Consider the following 12,962-nt stretch of genomic DNA (forward strand, 5'->3'; position numbering starts at 1 on the left):
GCAGCGGGGACACTGCCGCGAACTTGGCGCGACCATGGGCAAGTTTTTTTGAACCAATCGTGAACGCGGGTCGAGGCCGTATCCGAGATCCCGCCATAGCCAAAACGGCGCCTGCCTGAGCGGACGCCGTTCCGGAAAACCTGTCTGAAGGGCAGATACCTGCGGTCAGTGCAGGATCTGGCTGAGGAAGAGCTTGGTGCGCTCGTGCTGCGGGTTCTTGAAGAACTCGTTGGGCTCGTTCATCTCGACGATCTGGCCGGCGTCCATGAAGATGACCCGGTCGGCGACCTGGCGGGCGAAGCCCATTTCGTGGGTGACGCAGAGCATGGTCATACCCTCGTCCGCCAGCGAGACCATGGTGTCGAGCACTTCCTTGACCATTTCCGGGTCGAGCGCCGAGGTCGGCTCGTCGAACAGCATGATCTTCGGGCTCATGCAGAGCGAGCGGGCGATGGCGACGCGCTGCTGCTGGCCGCCGGAAAGCTGACCGGGGTATTTGGCCGCCTGCTCGGGGATCTTGACGCGAGTGAGATAGTGCATCGCGATCTCCTCGGCGTCCTTCTTCGGCATTTTGCGCACCCAGATCGGCGCCAGCGTCAGATTCTCCAGGATCGTCAGATGCGGGAAAAGATTGAAGTGCTGGAAAACCATGCCGACATCGCGGCGGATCTCGTCGATCTTCTTGAGATCGTTGGTGAGTTCCGTGCCGTCGACGATGATCTGCCCCTTCTGGTGCTCTTCCAGCCGGTTGATGCAGCGGATCATTGTCGACTTACCCGAGCCGGACGGGCCGCAGATCACCAGCTTCTCGCCGCGACCGACCTTGAGGTTGATGTCGCGCAGGACATGAAACTCGCCATACCACTTGTTGACGCCGATCATCTCGACCGCCGTCGCCGTGTTCAGCGAGGTCTGCTTCAGGGCGGCGGGGCGCGCGGCGCTCGTCTTGGTCTCTGCCATGGCCATGTTCCCAGTTCTCCTCAACGCTTCTGGCCGGCGGCGAGCCGCTTCTCGACCGAGATCGAATAGCGAGACATGCCCCAACAACACAGGAAATAAAAGACCGCGGCGAAGGCATAGCCGGTCGCGCGGGTGGTCGGCGTCGCCCAGGTCGGATCGACCAGGGTCGCCTCGATGGTCCGCAGGAAGTCGAAAATGCCGACGATGGTGACCAGCGTCGTATCCTTGAACAACCCGATGAAGGTGTTGACGATGCCGGGGATCACGATGCGCAGCGCCTGCGGCAGGATGATCAGCCGCATCATGCTCCAATAGCCGAGCCCGAGCGACATCGCCCCTTCATACTGGCCCTTGGGCATCGCCTGCAGGCCACCGCGGATCACCTCCGCCATATAGGCGGCGGCGAACATGGCAACGCCGATCAGCGGCCGCAGCAGGCGGTCCGGCGAATATTCCTGCGGCACGAACAGCGGCAGCATGGTGTTGGCCATGAACAGCACCGTGATCAGCGGCACGCCGCGCACGAACTCGATGAAGATCACCGAGATAAGCTGGATGATCGGCAGCTTCGAGCGCCGCCCAAGGGCGAGCAAGATGCCGAAGGGCAAAGAGAAGACGATGCCGACCGCCGCGATTAGGAAGGTCACGGTCATGCCGCCCCAGAGCCCAGTGTCGACGCGCGGCAGGCCGATCGAACTCGCCAGCACGCCGAGCAGGCCGAAGACGACGAGCGCGAACAGGATGAGCTGCTTGGGGCCGGAGAAGCGCTTCAGCGGCGAAGCCTCCTGGACCACGGCGAGATTGGCCGAGCCGAGATAGAAGCCGACCAGTTGCGGCACGAAGGAGAGCACGACATAGATCGCTGCCAGCGCGAGCGACAGGACCATGCCGTTGCGCACCAGGCGCTCCGCCCCGGCCCCGCCGAGCAGCAGCACATAGGCCGAGATCGGCATCAGCACGAAGAAGTAGAAGAAACCGAGCTTCTTCTTCGGCGCATTCGTCCAGAGCATCCAGACGACACCGAGCGCGAACATCGCGAAGACGATGTTCACCCGCCAGCGCTCGCTGATCGGATAGGAACCATAGATGAAGTATTGCAGGCGGTCGGCGACATAGGCCCAGCAGGCGCCAACCGGCCGGCCGACCTTGTCGGCGAGGCAGGCATCGCGATTCGCACCAGTCCAGACGGCATCGATGAAATAGAAGCGGATGAGCTCGGGCAGGCTCGTCGCGACGATGTAGACGCAGAGCAGCGTCAGCAACGTGTTGAGAGGCCCCGAGAACAGGTTGTTGCGGACCCACGCCAGCGGGCCGGCGACGGAAAGCGGCGCCGCCTGCTGCTCGAGGGTTTCCTTGCGGACGAAGGCGTAGGGCGCCATTTCGGTGGTTGCATCGGTCATCGCAGCGCCCTCACCGTTCGACCAGCGCCATGCGCCGGTTGTAGATGTTCATGAACAGCGACGTCACCAGCGAGATCGTCAGGTAGACCGCCATGGTGATGGCGACGACCTCGACCGCCTGGCCGGTCTGGTTGAGCACCGTGCCGGTGAAGACCTGGACGAGATCGGGATAGCCGATCGCCACGGCCAGCGAAGAGTTCTTGGTCAGGTTGAGATAGTTCGAGGTCAGCGGCGGGATGATCACCCGCATGGCCTGCGGGATCACCACCAGCTTGAGCGTCGGCCCGGCCCTCAGCCCGAGCGCATTGGCGGCTTCGGTCTGGCCCTTGGACACGGCGAGGATGCCGGCACGCACCACCTCGGCGATGAAGCCCGCGGTATAGGTGGTGAGGCCCAGCAGCAGCGCGACGAATTCGGGGAAAATCTGGATGCCGCCGCGCAGGTTGAAGCCGGCGAGCTCCGGATAGACGAAGGAAACCGGGCGTCCCGTGGCGAAATAGACCGCCAGCGGCAGGAGCACGACCAGGCCGAGCGCGACGAGCCCGATCGGATACTGCTTGCCGGTCGCGGCCTGCTGCTTGCGGGCCCAGTGACGGAAGACCAGCGTCGCGGCGATGCCGAGCAGGAAGGCCCAGATGATCAGGCTGCCGCCGGGACCGAGATGCGGGTCGGGAATGTAGAGCCCGCGATTGTTGAGCAGCGCCCCCGCCGGCAGCTGGATCGACTGGCGCGGATTGGGCAGCGGCTTCAGAACCGCATTGTACCAGAAGAACAATTGCAGCAGCAGCGGCAGATTGCGGATGATCTCGACATAGACCATCGCAATCTTCGCCACGACCCAGTTGCTCGAAAGCCGGGCGACACCGACGAAGAAGCCGAGGAAGGTCGAGAGCACGATGCCGATCGCGGCGACGAGCAGCGTGTTGAGCAGGCCGACATAGAAGGCCCTGCCATAGGTGCCGGTCGAGGCGTCATAGGGGATCAGCTTCTGGTTGACGTCGAAGCCGGAGGCGTTGTGCCAGAAGCCGAAACCCGAGGCGATCTTCTGCGCGCGCAGGTTCTCGATGGCGTTGGACGCGGCCGAATAGATCAGGAAACCAACGATGGCGAGCAAGGCCAGCTGATAGACATAGCCTCTGATCCTGGGATCGTAGAGGAGCGATGCTCTGCCCGGTCGAACCGGTTCCGTTGAAGTCGTGGACACGTCTGACGCCCTTTTTTTGGTCTGGCGGCCGAGGTCCGGAAGCGATCCCTGAAGGAACCGATCGCGGCCATTTTTATCCGGCTCACCCGAATGGAGACAAGGTGGACGGCGCGCGACCCGAGGGCGGCGCGCCGCTGAATGTCAGCTCACCGGATCGGCGGCGCGTATTGCAGGCCTCCCTTGGTCCAGAGCGCGTTCTGGCCGCGCGCGATCTTCAGGAGCGAGCCCATGCCGACATTGCGCTCGAAGCTCTCGCCGTAATTGCCGATATGCTTGACGATCCGGTAGGCCCAGTCATTGGTCAGGCCGATCGCCTCGCCGAACTTGCCCTCGGTGCCGACCAGGCGCTTGATCTCGGGATTCTCCGATTTAAGCATCTCGTCGACATTGGCCTTGGTGATGCCGAGCTCCTCGGCATTCAGCATGGCATTGTGCGTCCATTTGACGACATCGAGCCAGAGATCATCGCCATGGCGCACCACGGGGCCGAGCGGCTCCTTGGAGATGATCTCCGGCAGCACGATGTGATCGGTCGGGGTGCTGAGCTTCAGCCGCTCGGCATAGAGGCCGGAGGCATCGGTGGTGAAGGCGTCGCAGCGGCCGGACTCGTAGGCCTTGACGGTCTCGTCATTGCTGGCGAAGGCGACGACCTCGTACTTCATCTTGTTGGTGCGGAAGAAGTCGGCGAGGTTGAGCTCGGTCGTGGTGCCCTGCTGGGTGCAGACCGAGGCGCCCTCGAGCTTCATCGCCGAGTCGACGCCCAGCTTCTTGCGCACCATGAAGCCCTGGCCGTCATAATAGTTGACGCCCGCGAAGTTCAGGCCGAGCGAGGTGTCGCGCGACATCGTCCAGGTGGTGTTGCGCGAGAGCAGGTCGACCTCGCCCGATTGCAGCGCCGTGAAGCGATCCTTCGACGAGAGCGGGATGAATTTGACCTTGGCGGGATCGTTGAAGATCGCCGCCGCGATGGCACGGCAGAGATCGACATCGAGGCCGCTCCAATTGCCCTGTGCGTCGGGCATTCCGAAGCCGGCAAGCCCGGGGCCGACACCGCAGGTCAGCACGCCCTTGCTCTTGACCTGCGCGAGCAGGCCGCCGCCCTGCGCCTGTGCAGCAGAGACTCCGATTACGCCGGCGGCGGCGATCAACGCCGCGCCCATAAATTTTTTCATCTTGTTTTCCCCTGTTTGGCGGAACGGGTTCCTGCCCGTTCTCGGTTAGCTAGCAAGTCCCGGACCAGCCTCCGGTCCGCCTGTCTCCTTTCGTCATAGCAACAAGAATTTCGTCGTAGCCGTAAGAATAGACGTCGGGACGAGCGGCTCGACCTGCCCGCAACGGCCCTGGTTCACCGGATCGGCGGCGCGTATTGCAGACCGCCATTGGTCCAGAGCGCGTTCTGGCCGCGCATCATCTTCAGGACCGAGCGGTTGCCGACCGTGCGTTCGAAGCTCTCGCCGTAATTGCCGACCTGCTTGATGATCCGGTAGGCCCAATCCTTGGTCAAGCCGAGCCCCTCCCCGAACGCCCCGTCGATCCCCAGGAGACGCCGGATCTCCGGGTTCTCCGATTTCAGCATCTGGTCGACATTGGCTTTGGTCACGCCGAGCTCCTCGGCGTTCAGCATGGCGAAGTGGACCCAGCGCACCAGCTTGAACCATTGCGAGTCATTGTCGCGCGTCAAAGGACCGAGAGGCTCCTTCGAGATGATCTCGAGCAGCACCATGTGATCATCCGGCGCCGACAGCTTCAGGCGCTCGGCATAGAGCGACGACGCGTCCGTGGTGAAGGCATCGCAGCGGCCGGCATCATAGGCCTTGATCGTCTCGGCGCCGGTATCGAAGGAAACGAGCTTGTACTTCAGCTTGTTGACGCGAAAGTAGTCGGCGAGATTGAGTTCGGTCGTGGTGCCGCGCTGCGCGCAGATCGACGCGCCTGACAGCTGCATCACCGAGGTCGCACCGAGCTTGCGGCGCACCATGATCGCCTGGCCGTCATAGTAATTGACGCCGACGAAGAGCAGACCGGGGGGCGTGTCGTTCGAGATCGTCCAGGTCGAATTGCGGATCAGCACATCGACCTCGCCGGCCAGCAGTGCCTTGAAGCGGTCATTGGCCGAGAGCGGAATGAACTTGACCTTGGAGGCGTCGCCGAAGATGGCCGCGGCGATGGCGCGGCAGTATTCGACATCGAGCCCAGCCCAGTTGCCCTGCGCGTCGGGCGCACCGAAGCCGATCAGGCCGGGATTTGCACCGCAGTTCAGGGCGCCGCGACTCTTGACCTGATCGAGGGTCCGGGGCGCCTGCGCATTCGCGGAGCCGAATACGCTCGCGGCGACCAGCAACGCCGCGCTGATGAGTTTCAACATGCTTTTCCCCTGTCAGGCGGAACGGGTTCGGCCCGTTCTCTGCCGGCTGGCGAATCCGAGGCCCACCCGCCCCGTGCAAACCAGCCTCTTCAAGTCTTCCCGGAAACACGAAAGGGGCGGCCGCGCGAAGCGGCCGCCCCCGTCAACTCAGCGCACCGGCGGGGCGTATTGCAGGCCGCCCTTGGTCCAGAGCGCGTTCTGACCGCGGGCGATCTTCAGCAGCGAACCCTGACCGACGTTCTTCTCGAAGCTCTCGCCGTAATTGCCGACATGCTTGATGATCCGGTAGGCCCAGTCGGGCGTCAGGCCGATGGCCTCGCCGAATTTGCCTTCGGTCCCGAGCAGGCGCTTGATCTCCGGATTCGGCGACTTCAGCATCTCGTCGACATTGGCCTTCGTCACACCGAGTTCCTCGGCATTGACCATGGCGAAGTGCACCCACTTCACCAGGTTGAACCACTGCGCGTCGTTGTTGCGCGTCGCCGGTCCGAGGGGCTCCTTGGAGATGATCTCGGGCAGGACCATGTGATCGTCCGGCGCGGTCAGCTTCAGGCGCTCGGCATAGAGGCCGGAGGCGTCGGTGGTGAAGGCGTCGCAGCGCCCGGAATCATAGGCCTTGACCGTCTCGTCGGAGGTGGCGAACGCGACGACCTCGTACTTCAGATTGTTGGCGCGGAAGAAGTCGGCGAGGTTGAGCTCGGTCGTGGTGCCCTGCTGGGTGCAGACCGAGGCGCCGGAGAGCTGCAGCGCCGAAGTCACGCCGAGCTTCTTGCGCACCATGAAGCCCTGGCCGTCATAATAGTTGACGCCGGTGAAGAGCAGGCCGAGCGCGGTGTCGCGCGACATCGTCCAGGTCGAGTTGCGGACGAGAACATCGACCTCGCCCGACTGGAGCGCAGTGAAGCGATCCTTGGCCGAGAGCGGGATGAACTTGATCTTGGTCGGATCGTTGAAGATCGTGGCCGAGATCGCCCGGCAGAGATCGACGTCGAGACCGACCCAATTGCCCTGCGCATCCGGCAGACCGAAACCGGCAAGGCCGGTATTGGAGCCGCAGTTCAGGACGTTGCGGTTCTTCACCTGCGCGAGCGTCTGGGGCGCCTGCGCCTGTGCCGTCGTCGCGGCCAGCGCCAGTCCCAGCCCGGCGACCGCGGCTGCCATGAACTTCTTCATCGTCATCTCTCCCATTGATTTCCCCGTCGGCTGCTGCCGCTGGGAGCATGCCGGTTCCCTGGCATCGTCGCGACTTGGATGTCCCGTTTGATGCACCGTTCTAGGGAGCGTCCGGCCTCGGTCGATTGCCAGAGCAACCCATGAGCGTCAAGCAAAGGCTCCCCCGCACACCCGCCTCTTTTCACCTCAAACATCACATGCGAGTTTCATAAGGTGGTCAAGTGCGACCGCCCCCGATTCCTGCTTCGCGGCCCGGCCTAGATCCCATGAAAAAGCTGTCGACACCCGAATTCTCGCGTCTTCGCGAGAAGACACGCCTCGTTCTCGCCGGTCGCGATCCGGCGGATTCCTACGGCTTCGTCAACCCGCCGATCGTGCGCGGCTCCACGGTCGTCTACCCGAACATGGAGGACTTTCTCCTCCGCAAGGCGCGCTACACCTATGGCACGCAGGGCAACCCGACGATCGATGCGCTGGTAGCGGCGCTCAACACAATGGAAGGCGGCGCCGGCTCGGTGGTCTGCCCATCCGGCCTGATGGCCTGCACCCTGCCCCTGCTCGCCGTGCTCTCCTCCGGCGACCACCTGCTGGTGACGGACAGCGTCTACCGGCCGACGCGAATGTTCTGCGACAAGATGCTGTCGCGGATGGGCGTCGAGGTGACCTATTACGATCCGGCCATCGGTGCCGGGATCGCCGATCTGTTCAAGCCGAACACCAAGGCGGTCTGGACCGAGGCCCCTGGTTCGCAGACCTTCGAGATGCAGGACATCCCGGCGATCGTCGAGGCGGCGCACGCCCGCGACGTGCTGGTGCTGATGGACAACACCTGGGCGACGCCGCTCTTCTTCGACTCGCATAATTTCGGCGTCGACCTCTCGGTCCAGGCCGGCACCAAATACTATGCCGGCCATTCGGACGTGCTGATCGGGACCGTCTCGGCCCGCACGCCCGCGCTCTACAAGCGCCTGCGCGAAGCCTGGGAGACGCTCGGCGTGATCATCGCGCCCGAGGACGCCTTCCTGACGCTGCGCGGCATCCGCACCATGCACATTCGCCTGAAGGAGCAGATGCCGGCCGGAATCGAGATGGCGAACTGGCTCGCCGCCCGCCCGGAGGTCGCGCGCGTGCTGCACCCGGCCCTGCCGAGCGACCCCGGCCACGCAATCTGGAAGCGCGATTTCACCGGCGCCTCCTCGCTGTTCGCGATCGAGCTCAAGCCGGTTGCGAGCAAGGCGGTCGGCGCGATGCTGGACGGGCTCTCCCTGTTCGGCATGGGCGCGTCCTGGGGCGGCTATGAAAGTCTCGTCCTGCCCTTCGACTGCACGGCCTATCGCACGGCGACCAAGCCAGGCTTCGCCGGCCCGACGATCCGTCTGCATATCGGGCTGGAAGACCTCGAGGACCTCAAGGAAGACCTCGACACCGGCTTTGCCCGACTGAGAGCGGCGAGCTGAAGTCCGCTGGCCTCCAGGTGAAGCTGCGTCGTCATTCCGGGGCGGGCCGACAGGCCTGAACCCCGGAATGACGCCTCAGCGCCGTCTGGACGCAGCAGCCCAGCCGCTCAGCCCGGGCCGGAATTGGTATCCTCGCCGCGCGCCTTGGCGCGCAGGACGAATTGCAGATTGCGCAGATAGACGAACAGGCCGAAGCCCTGGCCGAGAATGAAGACCGGGTCGCGCCGATAGAGCGCATAGACCAGCAGCAGCGCGCCGCCGCCGATCGAGAACCACCAGAAGGTCATCGGCACGACCGAGCGCTGCGCCTTCTCGCTGGCAAGCCACTGCACCACGAAGCGCATGGTGAAGAGACCCTGCGCGACCACGCCGAGCAGCACCCACCAGTCGACATTGTTGACGAAGACGTCGTGGAAATAGTCACCGATCATGTTCTGCAGGTCGACGAGCATCAGCGCGCCTCCCCTCGGAGCTGCGGCACCCGCCTGCGGCGCCTGATCAGCCACCATACGCCCATCAGGTCGAGCATGCCGACCCAGAGCCGATCGAAGAAGCCGTAATTCGAGACGCCGCTGATGCGCTGACGGTCGCGCACATCGTGATGGGCGACCGCATAGCCCTCGCGCACGATCAGGGCCGGCATGAAGCGGTGCAGCGCGTCGAAATAGGGCAAGGCCAGATAGGCCTCGCGGCGGAAGCATTTCAGGCCGCAGCCGGTATCCCGCGTCGCGTCCTTCAGCACGGCGCCGCGCACCTTGTTGGCGACGCGCGACTGGAAACGCTTGAAGCCGGTATCCTTGCGCCCGACCCTCTGCCCCTGGATCAGGCCGACCCCCGGACCGGCCGCCTCGAGTTGGGCCAGCATCGCCGGCAGGAAGGAAGGATCGTTCTGGCCGTCGCCGTCGAGCGTCGCCACGATCGCGGCCCGCGCGGCCCTGACGCCGCTGCGCACCGCTGCCGACTGCCCGCAGCTCTGCGCGTGGCCAACGACACGCAGCCAGGGCCGCGTCGCCGCCAGGCCGGCGAGCACGCCGGCCGTGCCGTCGCTCGAGCCGTCATCGACATAGATCACCTCGAACAGGCCGGTCTGCGCGCAAGCGGCCTCGATGTCGCGCAGGAGCGGGGCGATATTGCCCTCCTCATTGCGGACGGGGACGACGATGCTGAGGCGCGGCAAGCCGTCAGGAGGCACGGATTCGGTCACGTAAACAGGTCTTTCTGCAGTTGCGGGCGCAAACTGCGTCAACTGGCGCAGCGGGGCAAGCGTCGATCACTCACGCACATAGACGCTGATGGAAAGGCGCTTGCCGCCATTGAGGTTGAAGCCCCGGACGGTGGTGGCAAGGCGCGGCGGCGGGTCGATGTCGGCGATGGCGGCGACGAAATCAGCTGCCGCGCGCTGCTCGACGAGCGCGACGCGACAGCCCGGCTGGCGCAGGAAAGCGGCGGCCGCGGCGCCGTCATAGCCCATGGCGAGATCGGTCCCGACCAGGAACACCAGGCTCGGCTCGCGATAGCCGACGGTGATGACCTTCGGATCGGGACAGCCCACGGCCCGGACGGCCTCGGCGAGCCGCGGCGACATCTGCAGGGAACGCAGGCTCGGCGCGGCAAGGCCGAGCACGCCAGCGCTGAGCAGAAGGCTCGCGACGACGCCGCGCCAGAGCGCACCCTCGATCTCGCCCCGCTGGAAGGCCCGGAAGACGAGCCAGGTGACGAACAGGGCGAGCGCAAGAACGGGCAATGCCAGGAACGGCAGAGTGCGGTCGAGCGTCCAGTTGCCGTAGAGTACGACGCCGACGAGCGCGGCCGGCACCAGCACCACCAGCGCCGCGGTGAGCGTCGCGCCGCGCCGGAAACGGTCGATGCCGCCATTGATCATCGCCAGCAGCAGCAGGGCCGTGATCGCCGGATAGAGCGGCAGCACGTAATGCGGCAGCTTGGTCGGCACCGCCTCGAAGACGAGCCAGGACGGCAGTATCCAGGCGATCAGGAACAGGATCTGCGGCTCGCGGCGTCTTGCCCAGGCGAAGGGAACCGCCATGGCGGCGAACGCCGCCGCCGGCCAGTAGGTGCCGAAGAACAGCAGGAGATAGAGCCCAGGCGGGCCCCAATGCTTCTCCTGCCCCTCGCCGACCTTGCCGAGCATGTCCTTGCCGACGCTCTCGGCGAAGAACTCGCCGCCACTCTTCAGCGCGATGGCGATGAACCAGGGCAGGACGGCGACCAGGCAGAGCAGCAAACCCCGGCCGGGTCGCAGCGGGGCGAACCAGCGCAGCGAGCGCTCGCGAATGCTGAGCACCAGCGCGGCCAGGCCCCAGACCATCGGCACGATCGGCCCCTTGATCAGCAAAGCAAGCGCCGTCGCGCCCCAGAAGACCAGCCAGTTGTGGCGGCTCGGCACGAAGGCGAGCGAGCGGGTCCAGTCGAGCCAGGCCCTGGCGAGCGCGCCCATGGTCGCGACGGCGCAGGCGGCGAGAACCGCATCGGTCTTGGCGATCCGCGCCTCGACTCCGAGCAGCACGGCCGCGGCCATCAGCGCCCCGCCGAGCAGAGCGAGGCGCGCGCCGACGAAGGCGAGCAGCGCCCAATAGCTCAAGAGCACGGTCGCGATCGCCCCGATCAGCGACGGAAGGCGATAGAGCCAGATCTGCGTGCGGGCCTCGGAAACGCCGAGCGCCTCGCCGGCCGCGACACTGGCCGATTGCAGCCAGTAGATGCCGACCGGCTTCTTGTGCCGGGCCTCGTCCTGAAAGCGGATATCGACGAAATCGCGCGTCTCCAGCATCTGCTTGCTGGCCTGGGCGAAGCGCGGCTCGTCGCGATCGAAGGGCGGCAGCGAGGCGAAGCCCGGCAGGAAGGCTCCGAGCGAAATCAGGAGCAGCAGCAGGCAGGCCCGCCAATGGCTCGCCGAGGCGAAGCCAGCGAGCCGGTCGAGGCCAGAGCCGAACGGGATCATCGACACTCCTTGCAGCTGCGGCCTGGCCGCCGCGCCTTGCGGGATCGCAAACCTGTAGCCGCCCGAACGCCGACGGGAGATCGCGGGCCGGTCCCACAGACGAGGCGCAGCGCCATGGCCCGCCTTTCGGGCATGATCATGGCGGCGCGGCTGCCGCGCGTTTACGGCCTCGCGGCGCCAGCGGCAAGATGCTGCCGGCGAATGCACCGGCACGCCACCCCAGGCGACGCCGGGACGGCGAGCCGCTATCATGCCTTGCGCGTCGTTCAGCCGCGCCGGGTTCGGGGACAATTCCGATGCTGTGGCGCGCGTTCAAGACAGGGCTCCTCGGTCTTCTGCTCGGCCCGTTGCTCGCCACGCTGCTGGCCCTCGTCTTCCTGCTGTTCGATCCCAAATGCGGTGCTGGCGATTCGGGCGGCTGCGCCATGGGGCTCGCCGCCGTGCCGTTCGCCACCGCGCTGCCCGGCTTCGCGCTCTGCTTCGGCGGCAGGCTCGCAGTCGATCTCTGGCGCGCCCGCCCGACAATCCGTCAGCTGCGCGACTGGGGCCGGGAGGAGTAACCTCCTACCGCATTTGCGGTACGGCGGAATCGCGCCCGCGCGCATCTGCGCCCTGCCGTCCACCACCTGAACCGTTGAGCCCGCTGCGGGGGCACGCGCAACATCGCTCTCGCGGCAGCAGCGAGGAGCCTTGTCATGAAGACCGCGATCGCCGTCCACACCGACGAGGACTACGAACGCGCCCAGCGCCGGGTGGCAGAGCTGAGTGGCGCACCCGACAGTCCGGAAAAGGCTCGCGAACTGGAAGCCCTCGCCGAGGCCATGCTCGCATTCGAGCTGCGGCGCGACGAAGCCGTCCATTGATCGGCACGAGACCAGGGCCACCGCCAAGGCGCTCAGGCCGCGATGGCTCGCGGGATCAGCGCTCCGCCCCCTTGGACGGCGCCCCTTCGCGATCCTGCGTTGCGCTGGAGGCCCCCGCCTCCTGATCACGATCGCCGCCGGCCCAGCGCTCGATGGAGTGATCGACCGCAAGCAGGAGCAGCGCGACGAAAACCGCCGTCGCGACGATGGGCCAGTCACCCAGCCCGGCCGCGCAGCCCAGCGCCGCCGTGACCCAGATCGCCGCAGCGGTGGTCAGGCCACGCGGATGCAGCTCGCGATCCCGCAGGACGATGGTGCCGGCCCCGAGGAAACCGATTCCGGTGACGATGCCTTGCACGACACGGCTCGCCGCATCGGTCTGGCCGGGCTCGCTGAAGATCGAGGCGGCCGCCGCGGTCCCCAGCCCGACGAGGCCAAAGGTGCGGATTCCCGCGCTCTTCTGCTTGCGCGTCCGCTCGAAGCCGACGGCCACGCCTGCGGCCGTGCCGATGAGCAGCCTGCCGATCAATTCCATCTCGCCGATCATCGCATCTCCACGCAGTCGATGGTGGCAGCCCATC

13 protein-coding genes are annotated in these 12,962 nt (G+C 65.7%); 3 read left to right on the forward strand and 10 right to left on the reverse strand.

Annotation, left to right across the window (positions count from 1 at the left end):
- Positions 1–165 precede the first annotated feature (165 nt).
- From ACWGRX_RS02915 to ACWGRX_RS02940, 6 genes are all read right to left on the reverse strand, one after another.
- Entirely contained in the window at positions 166–960 is a 795-nt protein-coding gene (locus ACWGRX_RS02915) for an amino acid ABC transporter ATP-binding protein (RefSeq protein ID WP_452116506.1), read from the reverse strand.
- Between the two features lie 20 nt (positions 961–980).
- The gene (locus tag ACWGRX_RS02920) at positions 981–2,360 is read right to left on the reverse strand and encodes an amino acid ABC transporter permease (RefSeq protein ID WP_452116348.1); all 1,380 of its coding nucleotides are present in this window, start codon (positions 2,358–2,360) and stop codon (positions 981–983) included.
- A 10-nt stretch (positions 2,361–2,370) separates the two neighbouring features.
- Positions 2,371–3,564: an amino acid ABC transporter permease gene (locus ACWGRX_RS02925; protein ID WP_452116349.1), complete on the reverse strand. Its 1,194-nt coding sequence runs from the start codon at positions 3,562–3,564 to the stop codon at positions 2,371–2,373.
- Positions 3,565–3,710: 146 nt separating this feature from the next.
- Positions 3,711–4,736, reverse strand: coding sequence for an amino acid ABC transporter substrate-binding protein (locus ACWGRX_RS02930; protein ID WP_291637403.1), 1,026 nt, complete (start codon positions 4,734–4,736; stop codon positions 3,711–3,713).
- Positions 4,737–4,909: 173 nt separating this feature from the next.
- Complete coding sequence (locus tag ACWGRX_RS02935; RefSeq protein ID WP_452116350.1) at positions 4,910–5,929, reverse strand: amino acid ABC transporter substrate-binding protein; 1,020 nt, start codon at positions 5,927–5,929, stop codon at positions 4,910–4,912.
- 147 nt (positions 5,930–6,076) lie between these two features.
- On the reverse strand, positions 6,077–7,102 hold the full coding sequence (locus ACWGRX_RS02940) for an amino acid ABC transporter substrate-binding protein (protein ID WP_291637401.1): 1,026 nt from the start codon (positions 7,100–7,102) through the stop codon (positions 6,077–6,079).
- 266 nt (positions 7,103–7,368) lie between these two features.
- Here ACWGRX_RS02940 and metC point away from each other — a divergent pair, with 266 nt between their 5' ends.
- Positions 7,369–8,559 (forward strand): cystathionine beta-lyase, encoded by a 1,191-nt coding sequence (gene metC, locus ACWGRX_RS02945; RefSeq protein WP_452116351.1) that lies wholly within the window; start codon positions 7,369–7,371, stop codon positions 8,557–8,559.
- A gap of 107 nt (positions 8,560–8,666) precedes the next feature.
- Here metC and ACWGRX_RS02950 read toward each other — a convergent pair whose 3' ends face one another.
- The 3 genes from ACWGRX_RS02950 to ACWGRX_RS02960 all read right to left on the reverse strand — a co-directional run bounded on the left by ACWGRX_RS02950 (position 8,667) and on the right by ACWGRX_RS02960 (position 11,518).
- Positions 8,667–9,011, reverse strand: coding sequence for a lipid-A-disaccharide synthase N-terminal domain-containing protein (locus ACWGRX_RS02950; RefSeq protein WP_291637398.1), 345 nt, complete (start codon positions 9,009–9,011; stop codon positions 8,667–8,669).
- A complete protein-coding gene (locus tag ACWGRX_RS02955) occupies positions 9,011–9,763 on the reverse strand; it encodes a glycosyltransferase family 2 protein (RefSeq protein WP_291637396.1) in 753 nt (250 codons plus the stop codon). Before ACWGRX_RS02955 ends, ACWGRX_RS02950 begins: the two co-directional genes overlap by 1 nt.
- A 66-nt stretch (positions 9,764–9,829) precedes the next feature.
- Positions 9,830–11,518, reverse strand: a complete 1,689-nt coding sequence (locus ACWGRX_RS02960; RefSeq protein WP_452116352.1) for an ArnT family glycosyltransferase — start codon at positions 11,516–11,518, stop codon at positions 9,830–9,832.
- A gap of 296 nt (positions 11,519–11,814) precedes the next feature.
- Here ACWGRX_RS02960 and ACWGRX_RS02965 point away from each other — a divergent pair, with 296 nt between their 5' ends.
- On the forward strand, positions 11,815–12,078 hold the full coding sequence (locus tag ACWGRX_RS02965) for a hypothetical protein (RefSeq protein ID WP_291637392.1): 264 nt from the start codon (positions 11,815–11,817) through the stop codon (positions 12,076–12,078).
- 135 nt (positions 12,079–12,213) lie between these two features.
- On the forward strand, positions 12,214–12,381 hold the full coding sequence (locus ACWGRX_RS02970; protein ID WP_291637390.1) for a hypothetical protein: 168 nt from the start codon (positions 12,214–12,216) through the stop codon (positions 12,379–12,381).
- Positions 12,382–12,436: 55 nt separating this feature from the next.
- Here the strand turns inward: ACWGRX_RS02970 and ACWGRX_RS02975 are convergent, their stop codons facing one another.
- On the reverse strand, positions 12,437–12,928 hold the full coding sequence (locus tag ACWGRX_RS02975) for an MgtC/SapB family protein (RefSeq protein WP_452116353.1): 492 nt from the start codon (positions 12,926–12,928) through the stop codon (positions 12,437–12,439).
- Positions 12,929–12,962: the final 34 nt, after the last annotated feature.

The sequence above is a fragment of the Allobosea sp. NPDC055594 genome, assembly GCF_053618995.1.

Bases quoted from the DNA above. Each gene is read 5' to 3' on its own strand.
- ACWGRX_RS02915 (WP_452116506.1), bottom strand. From the start codon at position 960: ATGGCAGAGACCAAGACGAGCGCCGCGCGCCCCGCCGCCCTGAAGCAG.
- ACWGRX_RS02920 (WP_452116348.1), bottom strand. From the start codon at position 2,360: ATGACCGATGCAACCACCGAAATGGCGCCCTACGCCTTCGTCCGCAAG.
- ACWGRX_RS02930 (WP_291637403.1), bottom strand. From the start codon at position 4,736: ATGAAAAAATTTATGGGCGCGGCGTTGATCGCCGCCGCCGGCGTAATC.
- ACWGRX_RS02935 (WP_452116350.1), bottom strand. From the start codon at position 5,929: ATGTTGAAACTCATCAGCGCGGCGTTGCTGGTCGCCGCGAGCGTATTC.
- ACWGRX_RS02940 (WP_291637401.1), bottom strand. From the start codon at position 7,102: ATGAAGAAGTTCATGGCAGCCGCGGTCGCCGGGCTGGGACTGGCGCTG.
- metC (WP_452116351.1), top strand. From the start codon at position 7,369: ATGAAAAAGCTGTCGACACCCGAATTCTCGCGTCTTCGCGAGAAGACA.
- ACWGRX_RS02950 (WP_291637398.1), bottom strand. From the start codon at position 9,011: ATGCTCGTCGACCTGCAGAACATGATCGGTGACTATTTCCACGACGTC.
- ACWGRX_RS02960 (WP_452116352.1), bottom strand. From the start codon at position 11,518: ATGATCCCGTTCGGCTCTGGCCTCGACCGGCTCGCTGGCTTCGCCTCG.
- ACWGRX_RS02965 (WP_291637392.1), top strand. From the start codon at position 11,815: ATGCTGTGGCGCGCGTTCAAGACAGGGCTCCTCGGTCTTCTGCTCGGC.
- ACWGRX_RS02970 (WP_291637390.1), top strand. From the start codon at position 12,214: ATGAAGACCGCGATCGCCGTCCACACCGACGAGGACTACGAACGCGCC.
- ACWGRX_RS02975 (WP_452116353.1), bottom strand. From the start codon at position 12,928: ATGATCGGCGAGATGGAATTGATCGGCAGGCTGCTCATCGGCACGGCC.